The organism is Nocardia amikacinitolerans (assembly GCF_900215415.1).
Taxonomy (GTDB): Bacteria; Actinomycetota; Actinomycetes; order Mycobacteriales; family Mycobacteriaceae; genus Nocardia; species Nocardia amikacinitolerans.
The window spans coordinates 127903-149143 of record NZ_OBEG01000007.1 but is presented as its reverse complement, the minus strand read 5'-3'; the positions used below and the strand labels follow the sequence as shown (position 1 = coordinate 149143).

17 protein-coding genes are annotated in these 21241 nt (G+C 69.5%); 7 read left to right on the top strand and 10 right to left on the bottom strand.

Translation table 11 applies throughout. The features are described 5' to 3' along the window. Positions 1 to 16: 16 nt before the first annotated feature. The 7 genes from CRP45_RS28140 to ftsH form a co-directional block, all read right to left on the bottom strand. On the bottom strand, positions 17 to 1060 hold the full coding sequence (locus CRP45_RS28140) for a DUF6779 domain-containing protein (protein WP_101750207.1): 1044 nt from the start codon (positions 1058 to 1060) through the stop codon (positions 17 to 19). 70 nt (positions 1061 to 1130) lie between these two features. Beyond that, positions 1131 to 1607: a DUF3180 domain-containing protein gene (locus CRP45_RS28135; RefSeq protein WP_245910518.1), complete on the bottom strand. Its 477-nt coding sequence runs from the start codon at positions 1605 to 1607 to the stop codon at positions 1131 to 1133. Next, positions 1604 to 2152 (bottom strand): 2-amino-4-hydroxy-6-hydroxymethyldihydropteridine diphosphokinase, encoded by a 549-nt coding sequence (gene folK, locus CRP45_RS28130; protein WP_067789988.1) that lies wholly within the window; start codon positions 2150 to 2152, stop codon positions 1604 to 1606. Before folK ends, CRP45_RS28135 begins: the two co-directional genes overlap by 4 nt. Continuing rightward, positions 2149 to 2586 carry a dihydroneopterin aldolase gene (folB, locus tag CRP45_RS28125; RefSeq protein ID WP_097247742.1) on the bottom strand — a complete coding sequence of 146 codons (438 nt, stop codon included), beginning with the start codon at positions 2584 to 2586 and terminating at the stop codon, positions 2149 to 2151. The genes folK and folB overlap by 4 nt, the downstream gene beginning before the upstream one ends. After that, complete coding sequence (gene folP, locus CRP45_RS28120) at positions 2583 to 3410, bottom strand: dihydropteroate synthase (protein WP_097247891.1); 828 nt, start codon at positions 3408 to 3410, stop codon at positions 2583 to 2585. The genes folB and folP overlap by 4 nt, the downstream gene beginning before the upstream one ends. A 62-nt stretch (positions 3411 to 3472) precedes the next feature. Further along, a complete protein-coding gene (gene folE / locus CRP45_RS28115) occupies positions 3473 to 4087 on the bottom strand; it encodes a GTP cyclohydrolase I FolE (RefSeq protein WP_097247890.1) in 615 nt (204 codons plus the stop codon). 143 nt (positions 4088 to 4230) lie between these two features. After that, positions 4231 to 6639: an ATP-dependent zinc metalloprotease FtsH gene (gene ftsH / locus CRP45_RS28110; RefSeq protein ID WP_097247741.1), complete on the bottom strand. Its 2409-nt coding sequence runs from the start codon at positions 6637 to 6639 to the stop codon at positions 4231 to 4233. 554 nt (positions 6640 to 7193) lie between these two features. On the opposite strand from ftsH, the gene CRP45_RS28105 reads away from it, so the two are divergent. Beyond that, positions 7194 to 8090: a hypothetical protein gene (locus tag CRP45_RS28105; protein WP_245910517.1), complete on the top strand. Its 897-nt coding sequence runs from the start codon at positions 7194 to 7196 to the stop codon at positions 8088 to 8090. Positions 8091 to 8230: 140 nt separating this feature from the next. Here the strand turns inward: CRP45_RS28105 and CRP45_RS28100 are convergent, their stop codons facing one another. Continuing rightward, positions 8231 to 9067 (bottom strand): DUF1266 domain-containing protein, encoded by an 837-nt coding sequence (locus CRP45_RS28100; RefSeq protein WP_097247739.1) that lies wholly within the window; start codon positions 9065 to 9067, stop codon positions 8231 to 8233. Positions 9068 to 9199: 132 nt separating this feature from the next. Between CRP45_RS28100 and CRP45_RS28095 the strand changes: the two genes are divergently transcribed. Continuing rightward, positions 9200 to 9448 carry a DUF2277 domain-containing protein gene (locus CRP45_RS28095; RefSeq protein WP_067789971.1) on the top strand — a complete coding sequence of 83 codons (249 nt, stop codon included), beginning with the start codon at positions 9200 to 9202 and terminating at the stop codon, positions 9446 to 9448. A 6-nt stretch (positions 9449 to 9454) separates the two neighbouring features. Here CRP45_RS28095 and CRP45_RS28090 read toward each other — a convergent pair whose 3' ends face one another. Further along, positions 9455 to 10726, bottom strand: a complete 1272-nt coding sequence (locus CRP45_RS28090; protein WP_245910514.1) for a PucR family transcriptional regulator — start codon at positions 10724 to 10726, stop codon at positions 9455 to 9457. 172 nt (positions 10727 to 10898) lie between these two features. Here CRP45_RS28090 and CRP45_RS28085 point away from each other — a divergent pair, with 172 nt between their 5' ends. The 3 genes from CRP45_RS28085 to CRP45_RS28075 all read left to right on the top strand — a co-directional run bounded on the left by CRP45_RS28085 (position 10899) and on the right by CRP45_RS28075 (position 14693). Beyond that, complete coding sequence (locus CRP45_RS28085; protein WP_067789968.1) at positions 10899 to 12506, top strand: aldehyde dehydrogenase family protein; 1608 nt, start codon at positions 10899 to 10901, stop codon at positions 12504 to 12506. Continuing rightward, positions 12503 to 13336, top strand: a complete 834-nt coding sequence (locus tag CRP45_RS28080) for an SDR family oxidoreductase (RefSeq protein ID WP_097247738.1) — start codon at positions 12503 to 12505, stop codon at positions 13334 to 13336. The genes CRP45_RS28085 and CRP45_RS28080 overlap by 4 nt, the downstream gene beginning before the upstream one ends. A gap of 472 nt (positions 13337 to 13808) precedes the next feature. Continuing rightward, positions 13809 to 14693: a LysR family transcriptional regulator gene (locus tag CRP45_RS28075; RefSeq protein ID WP_067789962.1), complete on the top strand. Its 885-nt coding sequence runs from the start codon at positions 13809 to 13811 to the stop codon at positions 14691 to 14693. An 18-nt stretch (positions 14694 to 14711) separates the two neighbouring features. Here CRP45_RS28075 and CRP45_RS28070 read toward each other — a convergent pair whose 3' ends face one another. Further along, entirely contained in the window at positions 14712 to 16097 is a 1386-nt protein-coding gene (locus tag CRP45_RS28070) for an amidase (protein ID WP_253789757.1), read from the bottom strand. Between the two features lie 271 nt (positions 16098 to 16368). Between CRP45_RS28070 and CRP45_RS28065 the strand changes: the two genes are divergently transcribed. Continuing rightward, on the top strand, positions 16369 to 19068 hold the full coding sequence (locus CRP45_RS28065; RefSeq protein WP_097247736.1) for a serine/threonine-protein kinase: 2700 nt from the start codon (positions 16369 to 16371) through the stop codon (positions 19066 to 19068). Then, the gene (locus tag CRP45_RS28060) at positions 19065 to 21230 is read left to right on the top strand and encodes a serine/threonine protein kinase (RefSeq protein ID WP_097247735.1); all 2166 of its coding nucleotides are present in this window, start codon (positions 19065 to 19067) and stop codon (positions 21228 to 21230) included. Before CRP45_RS28065 ends, CRP45_RS28060 begins: the two co-directional genes overlap by 4 nt. Positions 21231 to 21241: the final 11 nt, after the last annotated feature.

Below are 21241 nucleotides of genomic sequence, written 5' to 3'. Positions count from 1 at the left end.
GTGCTTTCGAGCTGGGTCAGCCGTGACCGTTTTGTTCCGACTGGAGGTTGGCCATGATTTCCGCGACCGAGAGGCGGCGGGAGGCGTTGCCCGAGTCGGAGTCCGGGTCGACGCGGCGGCGTCGGCGGGAGCTGGCGGTGCCGACCGTCGGGGTGGGGTGCGGGGTTGCCAGGGGCGGGATGGTCGGGTGCGGGGCGGCGTCCTCCTCCAGCGGTGGACGGCGAAGCGGGGCGGACGGCTCGGCTTGCGGTTCCTCGCGTTCGGCCTGCGCTTCTTCCCGCTCGACCGGGGTGAAGGCGTCGGACCAGGCCGTGGGTCTGCCGAGCGGTCCGGTGGTGTGGACGGGGTCGACCGCGTCGTCCGAGTACCCGGCGGCGTAGTCGTCGTAGTCCTCGTCCGGGTAGTCGTCGGGCGAGACGACCGCGGTCTCCGCGGTAACCGGCTCGTCGAACGGGCTCGCGAAGACCGGCGGCTCCGGATGATCCGGAACGAAGACCGGCGTGACCGCGCTGCGCGGTTGCTGCCCCAGCGGACCGACCCACCCGTCGGCATTCGCGGAGCTATCGTTCGCCGGATCGCCGTACGCGCTCGGCAACTCCTGGATTCGGGTGGCGTCGGCGCGCAGCGCGGGCCGATCCATCGGCAGATCGCCGTCGAAGAGTCGTTGCAGACTCTGCCGCAACACCGTCAGCTCGGCGCGCAGCGCGGCCAGCTCCGCGGCGTCCGCGCCGACCTCCTCGCGCACCCTCGCCTCGACGCCGAGCTCGTATTCGCGGCGCGCGGTGATCTCCCGCTCGAGCTGAAGTTCGTAGACCGTCTGCAGGTCACGCACCTTCGCCTTGTCCACATCGGCGTCTTTGCGGTACTTGGTCGCGGCGAGCGCGCCGATCGCGGCGGCCCACAGTGCGGCGATCAGACCGATCCTGATGAACTGCAGGCTGTTGCTGAAGACCAGGAAAACACTGGCAATCAGACCGAGCAGAATCAAAGCGCCGACGAACAATTTTCCCGCCTGATCCCGCTGTGGACGGGAAGTGCTGCTACGGGAGGGTGAAACCATGCACGCCAGGGTAGCGGGGTTGGCGCGGCACGCCCAGAAACTGGTCTTTCGCTTCCGATCAGAAGAATTGCTACGTAGTTGCTGATTCGTCCGGCGGCTCGTCAGGAGCCCGGCAGCAATACTCGAGCCACAGCGCGGCGGCGACCAGCGCCACTCCCGCGAACATACCGACCACCGCGCCCGGCGAATCGGCGGCAGCCGCCCGGAGGGTGCCGCGCTGCGGAAAGACCCAGCACAGGAAGCCGAGCCAGACACCGGCGGCGATCGAACCGACTTGCAGCGAAGCCTTCGCCAACGCGACGGCGCGCGCGGCGGTGATCGGATGCAGCTGGTCCCTGCCGTCCCCGATCTGGTGGTCGCTGACCCTGGCGCGGATGACGAAGGCGAGCACCACCTCGATGGCGGCCACCGGATACAGCGAGGCGCCCGCGTAGATCGAGATCGGCGGGAAATTCGCGTAGGCGACCCTGGTGGCGATCCACGCGACGACCGCCGCGATCAGCACGTTGGCCCCGAGGTCGAGCACCCGGGTCGGTTTGAGCTTCACGATGCGGCTCCCCCAGCGGTCCGGTGCAGCGACAACTCGGTCCGGTGCACACCGGCCCGCTCGTCGGCGTCGAGCGCGGCGAGCCATTCCCGGACCGGCCGGTCGACCCCAGCGACGGACAGCCGCGCCTCGGGTTCCACGTCCAGCCACGGGATCAGCACGAAGGCCCGGTTGTGCGCCTGCGGGTGCGGCAGGGTCAGCTCCGGATCGGCGCTGACGCACGGCACCGGCCCCGACGGACCGGATTCGGCGCACCACACCACGTCCACATCGAGAGTTCGCGCGCCCCAGCGCACTTCGCGGACCCGGTGCGCGGCCCGCTCGAATTCCTGGCCCCTGCGCAACCAGCCGAGACAATCCAGCTCCGGATCATCGACCAGCACAACGGCATTGAGGAAATCGTCCTGATCGACACCGCCCCACGGCGCGGTCGAGTACACCGCCGACACCGCGACGACCCGCTGCGCGAGCCCATCCACAACGCTGCGCAGGTGCGCTAAGCGGTCCCCCATGTTCGAGCCGATCGACAGGACGGCGCGACTCATTCGGCACCCTCGCGCACGCGGGAGGTCACCACGCGGACATCGGCGAAAGTGTGCGGAATCGGGGCGGACGGCTTGTGCACCACTACTTCCACGGCGCGAATACGCGGGTCGGTCATCACGTCGTCGGCGATCTCGGAGACCACCGTCTCGATCAGATTGCGCGGCGGGCCTTGCACGATCCGCACCGCGCGTTCGGCCAGCGCGCCGTAGTCCACCGTGGCGGCCAAGTCGTCGGAGGCGGCGGCCGCCGCGAAATCCACCCACACGGTCAGGTCGACGACGAACTCCTGTCCGTCGCGGCGCTCGTGCTCGAAGACCCCGTGGTTACCGAAGGCGCGCAGGCCGCGCAGCTCGATCCGGTCGGGTCCGGACGGCAGGCCGCCGCGCTCCCACGGTCGGCCCTCGTGGGTCACCGGTGCCGTGGACGAGTTCATTCCTGCGCTCCTCGCGGAATCGGCCGGGCGGCGCGCTGCCAGGCGTCGGTGACGGCGATCGCGTCCAGGGAGGCGCGCACGTCGTGCACGCGGACTCCCCAGGCGCCGTGCATGGCGGCCAGCGCGGAGACCGTCGCGGTGGCGACCTCCCTGCCGTCCGGCGGCCGCGGACCGTCGGCGTCGGCGAGCAGGGCGCCGAGGAAGCGTTTGCGCGAGGCGCCGATCAGCACCGGAAGGCCGTCGGCGACGAAGTCGGGCAGCGCGCCGAGCAGTGCCCAGTTGTGGTCGGCGTTCTTGGCGAAGCCGAGGCCGGGATCCAGGATCAGCCGGGACAGGTCGACGCCCGCGGCAACGGCTAGCTCGACCTGCGCGTTCAACTCGGCGCGCACCTCGGCGACGACATTGTCGTAGTGATCGGCCGGGCCGGTGTGCCGGTAGTCGGCGCCCGCCCGCCAGTGCATGAGAATCCACGGAACTTCCGCAGCGGCAACGACTTTCACCATATCGGGATCGGCGCGCCCGCCGGAGACGTCGTTGATCACCGAGACACCGGCGCCGAGCGCGGCCTCGGCGACGCTCGCCCGCATGGTGTCCACGCTGGTCGGCACGCCCGCCGCGACCAGCCCGCGGATGACCGGCGCGACCCTGGCCGCCTCGGTCTCCGGATCGACGCGGTCCGCGCCGGGCCTGGTCGATTCGCCGCCGACGTCGATGATGTCGGCGCCTGCCCGGTACAGCTCGACGCCGTGCGCGATGGCGAGTTCGGGATCGAGGTAGCGGCCGCCGTCGGAGAACGAATCGCTGGTGACGTTCACGACGCCCATCACCACGCAGCGGCGGCCGCCGCGCGCGACGACGTTCGTGCGACCGGGCACCGTGTCCTCCCTCACCGGCGCAGGATCAGTTCGAGTGCCTCGGCGCGCGAGGCGGCGTTGGTCTGCAACAGGCCGCGCACGGCCGAGGTGGTGGTGCTCGCGCCCGGCTTGCGGATGCCGCGCATCGCCATGCACAGGTGCTCGGCCTCCACCACGACGATCGCGCCGCGCGGCTCCAGCTTGCGCATGATGGCGTCGACGATCTGGCTGGTCAGTCGCTCCTGCACCTGCGGGCGCTTGGCGTAGAGGTCGACCAGCCTTGCGAGCTTGGACAACCCGGTGACCCGGCCGTGCTCGCCGGGGATGTACCCGACGTGGGCGACGCCGTGGAAGGACACCAGATGGTGTTCGCAGGTGGAGTACATCGGGATGTCGCGCACCAGCACGAGTTCCTGGTGGCCTTCGTCGAACGTGGTGTTCAGCACCGCGTCCGGCTCCTGATAGAGCCCGGCGAAGGTTTCCCGGTAGGCGCGGGCCACCCGGGCGGGCGTCTCGATCAGGCCGGGGCGGTCCGGGTCCTCGCCGATCGCGATCAGCAACTCCCGAACCGCGGCTTCGGCCCGGTCCTGGTCGAACGGCCGCCCGGTCTCGAGTGCGACCAGTTCAGGCAGGGTCGACGCGGGCATGGCGCCGTTGCGCTCGACCTCGTCGCGACCGTTGAGCGCCGAGCCGACGGCATGATGATTGGCCGACAATCGAGGACACCTCCAAAATCTCAGGCGCCGGCAATCACTCGGCACCCCGATGGTCGAGCGTAATCGGCGCCCGCTCAGCGCCGTCCGTTCGGTCCATCCCACTCGTGGTTCTCGCCCTCGGCGCGCTGGCTCGGACGACCCGGCTCCTCGTAGCCGTCGTTGTCGTAGCCGCCGTGCTCCTGGCCGGAACCACCCTGCTGCGGATTGCTCCACGGCTGGTAGCCATGCCTGGCCTCGCCTTGGCCGCCCCAGCCGCCGCCGTAACCCGGCTGCCCGACCGGCTGCTGCGGTTCCTCCCTCGGCGGCCAGCCCGGCGCCGACCAACCGGCCGGAGCGCCGTAGTCCGGACGGGAGCCGTGCGTGCCGCCCTGACGCGGGTACGCCTGGGTCGGCGCGTGCGGACTCGGGTAGCCACCGGCCGCGGGCTGGCTCGGGTAGCCGTACTGCGGCTCCGGCTGACGGTCACCCTGCTGCGGATAACCGTTGGCGGGCACGGCCTCTCGCTTGGCGGCGGCCAGCGAGGGCTGCACCGGCTCCGGCGGCCAGGACTCGCCGCGCTCGGCGGCCAGCTCACCCGGCGTCTTCACCGGCGGCTTGTCCGACGGGACGCGCTCGCCGAAGTCGTTGAACGCGGTGATCCTCGGGCGCTTCTCCACCGCGGCAAGCAGTTCCTCGAGATCCTTGCGGTGCAGGGTCTCGCGCTCCAGCAGCGCGGTGGCCAGTACGTCGAGCACGTCGCGGTACTCGTTCAGAATCGCCCACGCCTCGGTGTGCGCGGCCTCGATGAGGTTGCGCACCTCCTCGTCGATCTCACGGGCGACCTCGTGCGAATAGTCCGAGCCCATGCCCATGGACCGGCCGAGGAACGGGTCGCCCTGCTCCTGGCCGTAGCGGACCGCGCCGAGGCGCGCGCTCATGCCGTACTCGGTGACCATCGCGCGAGCGATCTTGGTGGCCTGGTCGATATCGGAGGACGCGCCGGTGGTCGGCTCGTGGAACACCAGCTCCTCGGCCGCGCGACCACCCATCGCCATGACGAGGCGGGCGATCATCTCCGAGCGGGTCATCAGGCCCTTGTCGTCCTCGGGCACCGTCATGGCGTGGCCGCCGGTGCGACCGCGGGCCAGGATGGTGACCTTGTAGACCGGCTCGATGTCGGGCATCGCCCATGCCGCGAGGGTGTGGCCGCCCTCGTGGTAGGCGGTGATCTTCTTCTCGTGCTCGCTGATGATGCGGCTCTTGCGGCGCGGGCCGCCGATCACGCGATCGACCGACTCCTCCAGCGCCTCGCCGGTGATGACCGCGCCGTTCTCCCGCGCGGTGAGCAGCGCGGCCTCGTTGATGACGTTCGCCAGATCCGCGCCGGACATGCCGACGGTTCGCTTGGCGAGACCGTCCAGGTCGGCCTCGGAGGAGATCGGCTTGCCCTGCGAGTGCACCCGCAGGATCGCGCGACGGCCGGCCAGGTCGGGGTTGCCGACCGGGATCTGCCGGTCGAAGCGACCGGGGCGCAGCAGCGCGGGATCGAGGATGTCGGGGCGGTTGGTCGCGGCGATCAGGATGATGCCGGTGCGGTCGCCGAAGCCGTCCATCTCGACGAGCAGCTGGTTCAGCGTCTGCTCGCGCTCGTCGTGACCGCCGCCGAGGCCCGCGCCGCGCTGGCGGCCGACCGCGTCGATCTCGTCGACGAAGATGATGCACGGGCTGTTCTGCTTGGCCTGCTCGAACAGGTCGCGCACGCGGGAGGCGCCGACGCCGACGAACATCTCGACGAAGTCCGAGCCGGAAATGGTGAAGAAGGGCACGCCCGCCTCACCCGCGACGGCACGCGCGAGCAGCGTCTTACCGGTGCCGGGCGGACCGTAGAGCAGAACGCCCTTGGGGATCTTCGCGCCCAGCGTCTGGTACCGCACCGGGTTCTGCAGGAAGTCCTTGATCTCGTAGAGCTCTTCGACGGCCTCGTCGGCGCCCGCGACGTCCGCGAACGTGGTCTTGGGCATGTCCTTGGACAGCTGCTTGGCCTTCGATTTACCGAAGCCCATCATGCCGCCGCGGCCACCGCCCTGCATCCGGGCCATCACGAAGATGAACAGGCCGAGGAGGATCACCATCGGCAGCACGAACAGCAGGATCTGGGTGAACCAGCTCTCCTGCTTGACCACGGTGTTGTACGGAGCGCCCGACTTCTGCACGGCGTCGAAGATCTGCGCCGAGGTCTCGCTGCCGCCCGGGAACTTGGCGATGATCTTGTTCTGGCCGTCGGTCGCGTCGTTACCGTTGTTCAGCTCGATCCGCAGCTGCTGCTCGCGGTCGTCGATCTGGACGTTCTTGACGTTGCCCTTGTCGTTCAGCTGGCTCAACGCCACCGAGGTGTCGACGCTCTTCCAGCCGCGCGTGTCATTGCCGAAATAGCTGAACGCATAGATCACGAGCAGGATGCCCGAGACTATGGCCAGGGTGCGGAACACTGTCTTGCGGTTCATAGAGCGTAGGCCGGGCGGCCAGTCCTTTCCGGTGTCTCCGGTTCTGCCTAGCGAAACGTCGGGCGCGTCGTGATGCATTCCGCCCGGTCCTACCCGATTCCGGGAGGGTTCGGATGCGGACAAGCCACGTTACCGCGTACGGTCTACTCGATACATCGCGCAGTTCGGCAGTTGGTGCAGTTCGACAAGTAAACGGTCGGAGGACGACGGTGGTTCCCGATTCCTCGCTCCGGTTTACCTCGAGTGGTCACAATCATGGCATGTTCGGCCTATCGTGAGCGACGACACAACATCCGGCGTGAGCGAGCGGCCGCGGAGGCGAGCCCTCGGGAGCACTGGACAACTGAACAAGACAACGCGAGCCGACAGGCAACGAGGCAGTGGCTCGCGTCACCACGAGACGAAAGCGGCGCGCGAGCTCACGGCACGGAGGTGACGGCTCGCGGAACCAAGAAAGACCCCGGGACAGCCGCACATCGGAACAGAGCGCAGGGGGTATGGACATAGTCGAGCTACGGACACCCACAGCGATTGTGCGCCACGGTCGCGGACGGTTGATCGTCCTGCGGCCGGGCAGCGAGGGCGAGCGCGTCCTCGACGTGCCGGTCACCGATCTGCTCAAAGTCCGGCTGAGCAGGCGCGCGGACGACGCCGTCGTCATCGAGATCTACCTGCGCTACCCCACCCCGGTGCTCACCGGCGTGCCCGCCGACCGCACCCCGCTTCCGGTGCTGATCGCCGAGCACGACGTGCCCGCGGCGAGCGAGATCGTGGAGCGGATCAACGACCAGATCATGGCGGCCCAGCGCATCGATGTCGCGGCGCCCGATCTGACCCCACCCGCGCCGACCTGGACGAAAACCGGCCCGACGCGCGCGGACGTGGATCGCGCGGTGCGCAGGATGGCGCCGCGCCGCGAGGCCAGGCCCGCGATAGCCGCCCTGCATCGTTACGTGACGGCCGACGAGTACGTCCTGGAGACCGCGGTCGCCGTGGCGCACCCGCCCGCGGGCACCGGGCCCGGCCTGCTCGCCGTGACCACCGGGCGGCTGCTGTTCATCTCGATCGGTCCCGGTGAGCGGTACGCGCACGAGCTGCCGATCCCCGCGGTGCTGTGGGCCAGGTCCACCGAGGGCGCGCCGGCCGCGCCCGGCGAGATCGGCGCGCGCGGCGAGACCGGCGTGGAGGTGCACGACGGCAACATCACCCTGCGTTTCACCGGCACCGACCGCGCCGACATCGAGCGGGTCGCCTGCGCGGTGAACTTCGCGGTCCGCCGCGACTCCGCGGACGGCGCCGCCGGACCCGCGGATCCCGGTGTGGCGCAGCTGTATTCGGAATGGGAGCTGCTCGTCGAGCGGCATTCGCTGGGCATGGTCGACGACGGCCAGTTCCAGCGGTACGGACGCGGGATCCTGCGCTCGCTGCCGGATTCCGTCGCGACCCCTTAGCCTCGCGCAGAAGCAGCAGCCTCGAGGGAAGTCTCGCGCTTCGATCCGGCAGTTTCGCGCGGCGGCTCGGATGCTCGTGGGCGGCGAAATACGCCGCGCCGCGCATAACGGCTCCGTGCTGCCGCGCGCGAATAGAGGCGTCAGCTCTGGTCCGGGCTCTTGTCGTTCAGCGCGATGCGGCGCCACGGGCTGGTGGGGCGGGTCCACAGGCGGAGCAGTTCCATGCGACGGTCGACGCCGCCGTTCTTGAGTTCGGCGAGGTCTTCGCAGGCCTGCCAGTAGGTCCAGCCGGTGAGGTAGGCGTCGCCGAACTGGCGCCAGTTGCGGTACTTGCGCTGGGCCAGTGGCAGCGCCCGCATCAGATAACCCCAGGCCACGTCGGCTTCCAGGTAACCGGCCGTGAACGCCATCCTGGCGACCGCGACGACGCGGGCCAGGTCCCAGGCGTGGATGTCGCTCGGCAGCGGGCGAGCCAGATGGTCGGTGAAGCCGATCTTGATGGCCTGCGACCAGATGTCGTAGTCGCGGACGAGCGCCTCCGGGTTGTCCATGCCGCGGAACGCGCCGACCTGGCGCAGGAACGCGCGGTGCCGGTCGGCGCGCTCGCCGAAGCGGTCGCGCTCGCTGGCGTTGATCGAGGCCATCACGAGCGGATGCACCATCGCGTAAAGGGGGGCGTGCATGCCGTCCAGCAACTGCTCCATCGAGGCCTGCGCCTCGGTGCCGTCGGTGATGCCCCACGCGCCGGTCAGTGTGTCGATGGCCAGCTCCCTGCGGTCGCCGAGCGGATGCTCCCGCTCTGGTCCGAGCAGCAGGGCGTCGTGGAAAGCGTCCCAGCGGGCCGAGTAGAAGCCGCCGAGCGCGAGCGCGCGCAGCTCGTCGTCGGATATCGCGGCCCCTGACCAGTGGTCCTCTTCCCGCTTGTCGAGCTCTTCGTAGGGGAAGGTCGTCAACGTTGGTATACCGCGGGCTGGCATGTTTCCGATTGTTCCCCATGGAGCGACTCGCGGCCGTGCTTATCGCCGACGCGCCCACGACTTCACGGGCGATTTTCAGATCCCTCGTTTCTTGGCCTGCCGCATCGGCGGGTGGAGAGCTAATGTGCACGCATGTGTAAGAGCATCACCGTCCTGCGTGGCCTGGAGCCTGCCGCTACCGAGCAGGAAATCTATGCTGCCGCACTGCAGTACGTGCGCAAGGTCGGTGGCGTGTCCGGCCTGAGCAGCACGACCAAAGCGGCCGTCGACAAGGCCGTGGCGACCATCGCGGCGGCGACGACAACCCTGCTCGACGAGCTGCCGGACACCACGATCGCGCCGTCCACCGAACCGCCGGTGCGGCGGGCCGAGGTGGACTGAGCGGATTCAGACCCCGTAGGCGTCGACGCAGGCGAGCGCCACCTCCAGCGGCAGACTGCGCTGCTCGATCGGATGGCCGAGCAGTTCCTCGATCCGCTGGATCCGGTAGCGGACGGTGTTCTTGTGCACGCCGAGCAGCTTCGCCGTGGCCTCCGGGCTGCGGTGACTGGCCAGGTAGGCGTGCAGAGTCCGGCGTAATCGGACGGCGTTGGCGTCGGAGCCTGCCAGCTCGCGCAGTTCGCGGCGGATCAGGCCGCGCATGGCCGCCTCGTCGGTTCCGGCGAGATAGGCGATCTCGACATCGCGATAGACGGTGACGCGCGAACCGTCGCCGGGTGCGAGCTCCGCTACGTGCCGGGCCGCGACCGCCTCGCGGTGGCTCGCGCGGAAGCCGCCCGCCCGCGCCGCTGGCACCCCGAAAGCGACCCGCACCGGCGCGTCGACGTGCCCGGCGAGCAGTCGCGCGAGCCTGCCCGGCGCGGCGAGGTCGGCGGCGTGCGCCGCGTCCTCGAGGCCGATCCAGGCCCACATCCCGCTGGCTCCGGACGGCACGGTGAGCAGCTTGGCGCTGCCGAGTTCGCCTGCCACCCGCGCGGCCGCGCGGTCGAGCAGTCCGGTCGACTCGCCGTCGCCGCCGGGTTCGGACGCGTCGGTCCACAGCACGAAGGCGAGGTGCTGCTGCGCGAGCCGGTAGCCGAGCCGGATCGAGGCCTGGTCGCCGTCCATCTCCTCACCGGACAGCAGCGCGTGCACCGTCTCGGTGCGGCGGTTCAACGCCGCGCGCAGCACCCGCTCGCGCTCCTCCATATAGGTCTCGGTGAGGAGTTCCACCGACATGCTGACCCATTTCGTCGACCGATCGAAGAGCCGGAGCATGACAGCGCGCTCGATCTCCTGCGGCACGTCGCGCTGCTCGACGGCGTCGGTCATGTAGTCGAGCACCGCCTCCATGCCCACGTGATAGGTGCGCAGCAGCAGGCGCAGGTCGAAGCCGCGGCGCGCGATGGTGCGCGCGAAGGCGTGCGCCTCCTCGGGGATCGCCAATTCGAAGGTGTCGCTGGTCAATCCGCTCAGCATGGTCCTGGCGTGGGCCCGGGTGCTGGCGGCGAGATCGCGGCTCATGTCGCGATCGGCCAACTCGGGGACGCGCGCGACGATGGCGCTGTCGAGGCGGTCCACGACCTGCTCCAGCGTCTCGGTGCGCATCGTCTCGTAGACGTAGTCGGCCAGCCAGTCGCGCACCACCGCGCTGTTCGGCCCGATGCGACCCGCCGACACGCCCGCGCTGCTTTGTACTTTCGACACAATCAGGCCCGATCTGGTTGACAAAATGAGCCAAGAAACTCCCAGGTCATTGTGTCACGATCATAGTTCAGTGAGCTGATTCACAGCGTCGGAGCGGCTCGGCATCGAGCACCGCGGCGCGCACAACGTCAGTGGGAGAACAGCAGTGACCAACACCGAGTCCGCGCCGAGCGCGGCGAAGAAGGCGTCCACGCGCAAACCGGCCGCCAAGAAGGACGCGCCTGCCGTCATCGAGGTGCGCAATCCCGGCACCGGCCAGATCGTCGGCACGGTGCCGACGCAGAGCGCCGACGAGGTCGCGGCCACGGTGCGCGAGCTGCGGCTCTACCAGCCGGAGTGGGAGGCCATCGGCCCCGACGGCCGCAAGGAATGGCTGCTAAAGCTGCAGGACTGGCTGATCGACAACACCGAGCACCTCGCCGACGTGCTCCAGTCGGAGACCTCGAAGCCGCGCGCCGACGCCCTCATCGACCCGGCCTTCGGCGCCGACCTGATCGGCTACTACGCCCGCCGCGCCGCGAAGTTCCTCGCCGACGATCACCCGTCGCCGCACAGCCCGCTGGCCAGGGTCAAGAAGCTCACCACCGCCTACCGCCCGTACCCGGTGGTCGGCGTGATCACCCCGTGGAACTTCCCGCTGGCCATGCCGGTGATGGACGTGATCCCGGCGCTGGCCGCCGGCGCGGCGGTGGTGCTCAAGCCGTCCGAGGTGACCCCGCTGTCCGCGCTCGAATTGGCAAGGGGCTGGCGGGAAATCGGCGCGCCGCCGGTGTTCGAGGTGGTGACCGGCGCTGGCGAGACCGGCGCTGCGGTGGTCGGCAATGTCGATTACCTCCAGTTCACCGGGTCGACCGCCACCGGCCGCAAGATCGCGGCGGCCTGCGTGGAGCGGATGATTCCGTACAGCCTCGAGCTCGGCGGCAAGGATCCGGCCATCGTGCTCGCCGACGCCGACCTCGATCGCGCGGCGCACGGCATCGCCTTCGGCGGCATGTTCAACGCGGGCCAGGTCTGCATCTCGGTGGAGCGCGTGTACGTCGAGGCGCCGGTCTACGACGAGTTCGTCGCCAAGCTCACCGCCAACGTCAAGGCGCTGCGCCAGGGCATCGACGGTCGCGAGCTGAAGCACGACGTGGGCGCGCTGGCCAACGAGAACCAGGTGAACATCGTGCAGCGCCACGTCGAGGAGGCGGTCGCGGCGGGCGCCAAGGTGCTCACCGGCGGCAAGCGCACCGGCCAGGGCACGTTCTTCGAGCCGACGGTGCTCGTCGACGTGGACCACAGCATGTCGTGCGTGGCCGAGGAGACCTTCGGACCGACGCTGCCGGTGATGAAGGTGGCCGACGAGGCCGAGGCGATCCGGCTGGCCAACGACTCCGTCTACGGCCTGTCGGCCTCGGTGTGGACCGGCGACAAGGACCGCGGCGAGCGCATCGCCCGCCAGCTGAACGCGGGTGCGGTCAACATCAACGACGTCTTCGCCAACCTGTTCAGCTACGCGCTACCGATGGGCGGCTGGGGTCTCTCCGGCGTCGGCGCTCGCTGGGGCGGTGCCAACGGCGTGCGCAAGTACTGCCGCCAGCAGGCGATCACCAAGCCGATCCTGCCGACCCAGCAGAAGGAACTGTTCTGGTACCCGTACCAGGTCCCCAAGCTGCTCACCGCGCTCGGCGCCATGCGCGCCGCGGGCGCGCGCGGACTGCGCCGCATCGACATTCCCGCACTGCTGAAACTCAAGGGAGACAACAAGTGACCGACCCGGCGAAGATCCGAGGCAAAGTCGTCGTCATCACCGGCGGCGCCCGCGGCATCGGCCTGGCCACCGCCACCGCGTTGCATGCGCTCGGCGCCAAGATCGCGATCGGCGACGTCGACGAGACCACCGTCAAGGAGTCCGGATCCGCGCGCGACTTCGAGCTGTACGGCAAGCTCGACGTCACCGACGCGACCTCGTTCGAGTCCTTCCTCGACGAGGTCGAGCGCACCATCGGTCCGATCGACGTGCTGATCAACAACGCCGGCATCATGCCGACCGGCAGGCTGGTCGACGAGCCGGACCAGATCACCCGCCGAATTCTCGACATCAACGTCTACGGCGTGATCCTCGGCTCCAAGCTGGCACTGGCCAGGATGCTGCCGCGCCGCAGCGGGCACGTCATCAACATCGCCTCGCTCGCCGGCGAGACGCACATCCCCGGCCTGGCCACCTACAACGCGAGCAAGCACGCGGTCCTCGGCTTCACCGACACGCTGCGCGAGGAGTACCGCGAGTCCGGCGTGCGCTTCTCCTCGGTGCTGCCGACGCTGACCAACACCGAGCTCGGCTCCGGCGTGACCGCGCCGAAGCTGCTGCGTCCCGCCGAGCCGGAGGAGATCGCCGACGCGATCGTCGGGCTGATCGAGTCGCCGCGGTCGAAGGTCAGGGTCACCGCGGTGGCCGGGATCGTCTCCCAGGTCGTCGGCCTGCTTCCGCAGGCGGTCGGCGACGGCATCGCGCGGGCGCTCGGCGCGAGCCACGCGTTCCTCGACGACGTCGACGCGGAGAAGCGCAAGGCCTACGAGGAGCGCGCCAGGAGCGTGTAAGGAGTACCCCGGGCGGGTCAGGAGGCGCTGTGATCGCGGTTTTGCCGCCGATCACAGCGCCTCCGTCGTATGTGCCGGATGTCGCATCCCGGCGGGTGCCTGGTGGCGGTCGCCGTCACTCGGCCTGTACCGCTATCCAATCAATTTGTGACTAATATCACTATTTTTCGTCGTAACAAGCTCCCGCCGCTCAGCGAAGGGTTTCTGTTCGGTCACTGGGTTTGCACATCACCCCGGCGAACCCGATCGCAGATCACGGGCAGGTAACATAAGCGCTGGTCAAGCGACCAAGGAATGCGGCCAGCGGCAAAGCCGCGGCGGGTGCCGGAAATTCGCCGAGCCGATGATGCAGATGACCATGCCAAGCAATATGCTGTCCCTAACAAACCTGCCGACTGTTTCGGTGCCCGTATCCAAACTTTTCGGCCTGATAAGGCTGGAAATTGAGGACTGATTCTGATAGCAAGGGGCTATGGACCCGCATTTGCGCGACCTGCGGTATTTCGTCGCCGTCGCTGAGGAACTGCATTTCACCAACGCCGCTCAGCGGCTGCACATCGCACAACCCACCCTGTCGCGTCAGATCCGTCAGCTGGAACGCCAGCTCGACGTGGTCCTGTTCGACCGCAACCAGCGCAGCGTCGCGCTGACCGTCGCGGGCAAGGAGCTGCTCGAAGGCGCCCGCAAGATCCTGGAGCTCTGGGAGGTCACCAACGTCTCCCTGCAGGAGGCGGGCGAGGTGCTGCGCGTCGGCATCCAGTCCGCGCTCGGCCGCGGACTGCTCAACGATCTGGAGAGCGCGAGCGGCCACCGCTTGGCCCTGCACGCCGCTTCGTGGACCGACCCGTCCAGTGGTCTCGCGGGCAGGCAGGCCGATCTGGCCCTGGTCTGGCTGCCGCTACCCGACCCGAACCGGTACCGCTGGGAGGTCCTGCGCACCGAGCCGCGCTGGGTGCTGCTTCCGGAGAACCACCCGCTCGCCGATCAGGACAGCATCGACTTCGCCGACCTGCTCGACGAGCCGTTCATCGCGCTGCCCTCGGAAGCGGGCGCGGTGCGCGACTTCTGGCTCGGCAACGACGCGCGCAACGGCCGTCAGCCCAAGATCGGCGCGGAGGCGGCGACGCCCGAGGACAAGCTCGAGGCCGTGAGCCTCGGCCTCGGTGTCTGCCTGCTCGCCGAGAACAACGTGCCGATGTACCGCTGGCCGGGTCTCACCGCGCGGCCGCTGACCGGACTCGCGCCGTGCGAGCTGGCCGTCGCGTGGCGGGCCGACGACACCCGCCCGACCATCCTGGAGTTCGCGGCTCGCGCCGTCGAGGGTGGCTTCTCCACCCAGCAGCCGCTGGCCAGCTGAGCGGTTCCCGGCGCACCGTCAGCGCACGGTGCGCCGCCAGGGGTGCAGCTGTTCGAGTTGCGCGGAAAGCCGGAGCACGGTGGTTTCGCTGCCGGGCGGACCGGCCAGCTGGGCGGCGACGGGGGTGTCCGAGTAGGGATGCGTGCCCATCGGCACGGAGGCGGCGGGCCAGCCGACCAGATTCCAGATCGGCGTGAACGGCGAGAAGCGGAAGCCGGTGAGCACATTGGCGAGCCAGCCTTTGCGGTGCCAGGCCCGCGCTCGCGGCGGCGCGGTGGCCAACGTGGGAGTGATCACCACGTCGTAGTCTTCGAAGAATTCGAGCAACCGGGCTTCGATCCGGTCGACCTGCGCGGCACGTACCAGTCCGAGCCGCTGGACGAAGCGGCCGATCGCCAGGTGACGGCGGGTGCGCGGTTGCAAACGTTCGGGATGAGCGAGGGCGGCGGCTTCGGGCAACGCCACCGTCAGCCAGCGGAGCAGCAACGCGAGCACGGCGTTGCCGTACGGCAGCGCTGTCGTCTCCACCTGGTGTCCCGCGGCGGCGGCGACGGCCGCGGCCTTGTGCGCTGCGGCGGCCCAATGCGGGTCGACGCGGGCGAACCGGGAGGGTGGGGTGACGACCAGCGCGATGCGTAGTCGGCCCGGTGGATCCAGCTCGGCTAGGTCCGGACGGGCGGCCATCACCGAGAGCGCGAGCGCGGCGTCACCGACGGTCGTCGCGAGCACGCCGTTCTCCACCATGCCGCCCCAGGAGTCCACCCCGACATCCGACGGCACGGTATGCCTGCCCGGTTTGATGCCGTAGACGCCGCAGGCGGCCGCCGGAATGCGTATCGAGCCGAGTCCGTCGTTGCCGTGCGCCACCGGAACCAACCCGGCCGCGACGGCAGCGGCCGCGCCGCCGGAGGAGCCGCCCGCGCTGCGCTTGACGTTCCACGGGTTCCTTGTGACGCGGTGCTGGTCGTCGGTCATCGCCCAGAGGGCAAGCTCGGGCACGGTCGTGAGCCCGACGACGACCGCGCCCGCGTCGCGCAGCCTGCGCACCACCGGGTGGTCGGCCGTGGCCGGGCCGGTGTCGGTCGCCGCCGACCCGCACAGCACGGTTTCGCCGGTCACCGGGATGTTGTGTTTGACGGCCACCGGCACGCCCGCCATCGGCAGCACGTCCAGATCCGCCCGCTGTTCCAGCGCGATGGCCTCGGCGACGGCGCGCTTGGCGCGCACCACGCTGAACGCGTTGGTCGTTCCGTCCTCGGCGGCGATGAGTTCGATGGTCGCGTCGACGACCTCGGTGGGCGTCAGCGAGCCCTCGTGCACGCCGGCGACGATGGTCACCGCGGGACCGCGCGGCGCCTCAGCTTGCCCCTCGGCGTACGGCCCCCCTCGCTCACTCTCGCCCATGGGCGCCTCCCGGGCGGACAATGGTTCGGTGCTCGTGGTTTCGGTGATCGCGGCCAAGCCTTCCGCCACCGCCGTAGCCTTGTTGTGCATGTGCTGATTCGCCCCCGTCGCATCGTTGTCGAAATCGGGTGATCCGCTGTTGTGGCGCAAGTTATCATTCCCGATACTGCTCGGGGGACGATGACGTCGGGTGTGGCGGATTTTATCCGGTGCAGCCACCGACCGACCAGTGCGGATTTCCCGAACTCCGCCACAGCTAGTAGGTCCGAGAATGAGTGCCGACTCCGATAGAAATACCCGCCCGGACGCGGCTTCCGACTCCGAGTCCGGCGGCCAGTTGCTCAGATCCGAGCTCGTCGCGGTGGAGGCCTTCGCCACGGCGTGGGCCGCCGCGATCAACATCGCCCCAGATGAGGGCCCCGGACCACTACCGGAGATCACCGCGTTCCTGCCCGACGCGCGCACCCTGCGCCGTGAGGCGCTGATCGAACTGATCCGGGTGGATATGCGGCACCGATGGCTGCGTAGGCCCGCGCTCGGAGCGCGCCGCCAGGAAACGCCTCCGCCCACCCTTCGGCGCAAACGATTGGCCGAATACTGCGCCGAATTCCCCGAGCTCGAACGCGAGAACATACCGGCCAGTTTGGTGTATGAGGAATTCGTCGTCCGGCGCCAGAGCGGCGAGCGCGTCGACCCGCGGGAATGCCTGCGCGAATATCCGAGCCAAGCGGCCGAGTTACGCGGTCTGCTGAATGCCGACGACGTCGATCAGAGCACCCGACGAACCCCGCCCGAGGCCCCCGACGACTCCACCCGGCCCTCGATCGACGGGACGAACACGGCCGCGATCGACGAGACGCGCGAGTCCGCGACCGATGACTCCACCCGCGCCGCGTTCGACGGAACCATGCCCGCGACCGGCACCGACCAGACCTCCGCGCTGAACCGAACCACCGCGCCCGTTCGTGGTACCGAGGTGAACCACACGGCGGAGGCTACGAGGGCCGCCGATCTGGGCGGAACCGAAACCGCGATCGGCACCACGATGGGTACCGGACCGGGTCGTCTCGACCCGCTGGACCGCATCGAGATCGGTCAGCGCGTCGACGACTTCGACCTGCTGACCGGTCTGGGCAGCGGCGCCTTCGCCAGGGTCTTCCTGGCCAGGCAGCGATCCATGCAGCGGCTGGTCGCGGTGAAGATCTCCGCCGACCACGGCACCGAGCCGCAAACCCTGGCCCAGCTGGATCACGACTACATCGTGCGAGTCTTCGATCAGCGCCTGCTCGACGCGGGCGAGGCGGACGGAACCGCGCGGCGGTTGCGCCTGCTCTACATGCAGTTCCTGCCCGGCGGCACGCTGCTCGGCGTGCTGCGCTGGGTGCGCGCCACCCCGCCGGAGGAACGCAGCGGCCAGCTGCTGCTCGACGCGGTGGACGCGGCGATGGAGGAAAAAGGCGAGATCCGGCCGACCGATTCCAGCGTGCGCGCCGAGATCGCCGCGCTGAGCTGGCCGGAGACCGTCGCGTGGCTGGGCCGCAGGCTGGCCGAGGCGCTGGACTACGCCTCCGCGCACGGCGTGCTGCACCGCGACGTGAAACCGGCCAACGTGCTGCTCACCGCCGAGGCCGTGCCGAAGCTGGCCGATTTCAACATCAGCTTCAGCCGCAATGTGGAGGGGACGAGCCCGGTCGCCTACTTCGGCGGCTCGCTGGCCTACATGTCGCCAGAACAGCTGGAGGCCTGCCACCCCGGCCGCGCCCGTTCCGCCGCCGATCTGGACACCCGCTCGGACATCTTCTCGCTCGGCGTCGTGCTGTGGGAGCTGCTCACCGGCGCGAAGCCCTACGACGACAGCACCGCGGGCGCGGGCCAGCGCGGCGACGACACCACGCTGGAAGCCATGCTGGAGCGGCGCTGCGTCGGCGTCGACGCCGCGGCGCTGGCCCGGATACCGAAGGACTGTCCCGCCGCGCTGCGCCGCGTGCTGCTGACCTGCCTGCAACCGGAGCGAAGCGAGCGCTGGTCCAACGGCGCGACGCTGGCCAAACAGCTCGACCTCTGCCTCGATGAACGAGCGCGCGGCCTCGTCGACCCGAAACCGGGCAGCTGGCGGGAGCGGCTACAGCCCTACATCCTGCCGGTGATGGTCGTCGCCATCGCCGTGCCGAACATGCTCGCCTCGCTCTACAACATCCAGCACAACCAGAACCTCATCGTCGAACGAATGCCGGAGGACGCGCAGCGCACCTTCCTGATCATCACCGGATTGGTGAACGCGGTGTTCTTCCCGATCGGGTTCATCACCATCATCTACTCGATGCGCTACATGCTCCGGGTGACCAAGGGGCTGCGCCACGGCAAACGCTACGACCCGGACACGCTGCGCCGCGCCAGAACCGACACGCTGCTGCTCGGCGAACGGGCGGTCGCCATCCCGTTCCTGCTGTGGGTGCTCGCGGCGCTCACCTTCCCCGTCGCGATGGAACTCTCCACGGGCGACGTCACGGGGCGCGACGTCGTGCACTTCATGGCCTCGCTGGTGGTCTGCGGCGCCATCGCGGCGTCGTATCCGTTCTTCCTCGCGACCTTCTACCTGATCCGCTGCATCTACCCGATCTTCCTGCGGCACGGGAACATCAGTCCGGAGGACGCGGGCAGATTGCGCGCGCTCGACCGCCGCTGCAACCTGTACCTCGCGATCGCGGCCTCGGTGCCGCTGCTCGCGGTGGCCGGGGTGACCTTCCTGCCGCCAGAGGACATCCCCATGGTGATCGTCGCGGTGCGCGTGCTCTGCGCGGGCGCCATCATCGCGTTCATCGGGTCGTACCTGCTGTTCCGCGCGCTCGAGGCCGACCTGCGCGCGCTGGAGCGGGTGGTCGCGCCGAGCGGGGAGCCCGGCGCACCCGCAGCGCAGAGCGGCTCGGCCCGATACGACGACCGGCCGCGCGCGGCCGCGGAGCGTCCATGACCGTCACGCACGTCGACCCGGTCGCCCGCTTCACCGCCGCTTGGCGACACTGCCTGCACGCCGCACGGGAAAGCCCGCCGCACCTCGCCGACTACGTGCCCGACGGCACCGAGGTCCGCACCGCCGTGCTCGCCGACCTGGTCCGCATCGACCTGCGGCACCGATGGAGCGGACGCGGACCGGTCAAGCGGATCGCGGAGTATCGGGCGGAGTTTCCGGAGGTCGACGCCAGCCCGGAGCTGGCCGACCTGGTCTGCGAGGAGTTCGCCGCCCGGCGCGGACGCGGCCCGCTGCCGCTGGAGGACTTCCTCGCGGAGTATCCCGAAGTGGCCGACGCGGTGCGCGCCCGGCTCACCGGTGAGCAGGGCCACGCCGGGGTGGTGCGGGTCGACCGCGATCCCGCCGACCTCGTCCCCGGTCAGCGGATCGACGATTTCGACCTGCGGACCGAACTCGGCAACGGCCGTGCCGGGCGGGTCTTCCTGGCCAAGCAGCTGTCCATGCAGCGGGTGGTCGCGGTCCGGATCGCGGCGGCGGGCGGCGTGGACCCGCAACCGATGGTGCAGCTCGATCACCCGAACATCGTCCGCGTCTTCGATCAGCGGATGCTCGCCTTCGACGGCGAGATCGGCAGGCTTGTCTACATGCAGTACCTGCCGGGCGGCACCGCGGCGGAGGTGCTGGCTCGGCGCCGCGTCGTGGACGAGGGTATGGGCGGCGCGCTCTTGCTCGGCGCGCTGGACGCCGCGATCGAGGCGAAGGGCGAGATCCGGCCAGCGGACTCCCCGGTGCGCGCCGAACTCGCCGAGCTGAGCTGGCCGGAGACGGTGGCGTGGATCGGTCGACGCCTCGCCGACGCACTCGGTTACGCGGATCGCCACGGCATCGCCCACCACGCCATCGCCCCCGCCAACGTGTTGTTCACCAGCGAGGGCACACCCAAGCTGGCCGACTTCGCGCCCAGCGACGGCGCCGCCGCGCCGCCCGATTCACCTGCGGCGCTTCGCGATTGGCTCGCCTACCGCTCCCCCGAACAGCTCGCCGCCGCACTCGACCCCGATGCCCCGGCGCCGGACGGCCGCAGCGATCTGTACGCGCTCGGCGTGCTGCTGTGGGAATTGCTCACCGGCACAAGACCTTTCGCTGACGACCCGCCCACCGTCGAGGCGGCGCTGCGGGCTCGCCGAGCCGGCGTACCCGCCGCGGCACTCGCGACGCTGCCCGCCGACTGTCCGCCCGCGCTGCGCCGGGTCCTGCTGACCTGCCTCGAGCCCGACCCGCGGCGGCGCTGGCGCAACGGCGCGGTGCTCGCCGAGCAGTTGGACCTGTGCCTCGACGCGCGCGCCCGCGACCTGGTCGACCCGCCCGAGCACAGCTGGCGGGTGCGGCTGCGCCCGTGGCGGGTGGTGCTGATCGCCCTTGCCATCGGCGTGCCCAACATCCTGGCCTCGATCTACAACATCGACCACAACAACATGCTGATGCACCACAGGCAGTCCGCGCAGGCCCAGCGGCAGTTCGAGATCTACTCGGTGATCGTCAATGGCTTCGGCTTCGCGATCGGTACGGTGCTGCTGGTCTACCTGGCCAGATACCTGATCACGGTGCCGCACGGTTTGGCAGCGGGCGTCCGCTACGACGAAGCCGTGCTGCACAAGGCGCGTGCCTCGGCGGTGCGACTCGGCGACTCGGCCGCGCTGATCATCTTCACCATGTGGCTGATCTCCGGCCTGGTCTATCCGCTCGCGTTGCGCGGCACCCCCGACGTGGTATCCGCCAGCGACTACACGCATTTCATGATCCTGCACACCATCTCGGGCGTCATCGCGATGACGTATCCGTTCCTGCTGACCAACTTCTACATCATCCGATGCGTGTACCCGATGTTCTTGGGGCAGGGCGGAATCGAGCGCTCCGAGGCGGACGATCTGCGCGCGCTGCGCCGCCGCAGCGGCGTGTATCTGGTGCTCGCCGCGTCCATTCCGCTCATCGCGGTGGCGGGATCGACCCTGTTGCATCCCCCGGATCTGGCCAAAATCATCGTCGCACTGCGGATAATGTGCATCGCGAGCATCGTCGCCTTCGTCGTTGTCTACCTGCTGTTCCGTGCCATGGAACAGGATCTGTACGCGCTTCGGCGGGTCACGGTGCCGGGTTTGTGAGCACCAACCCA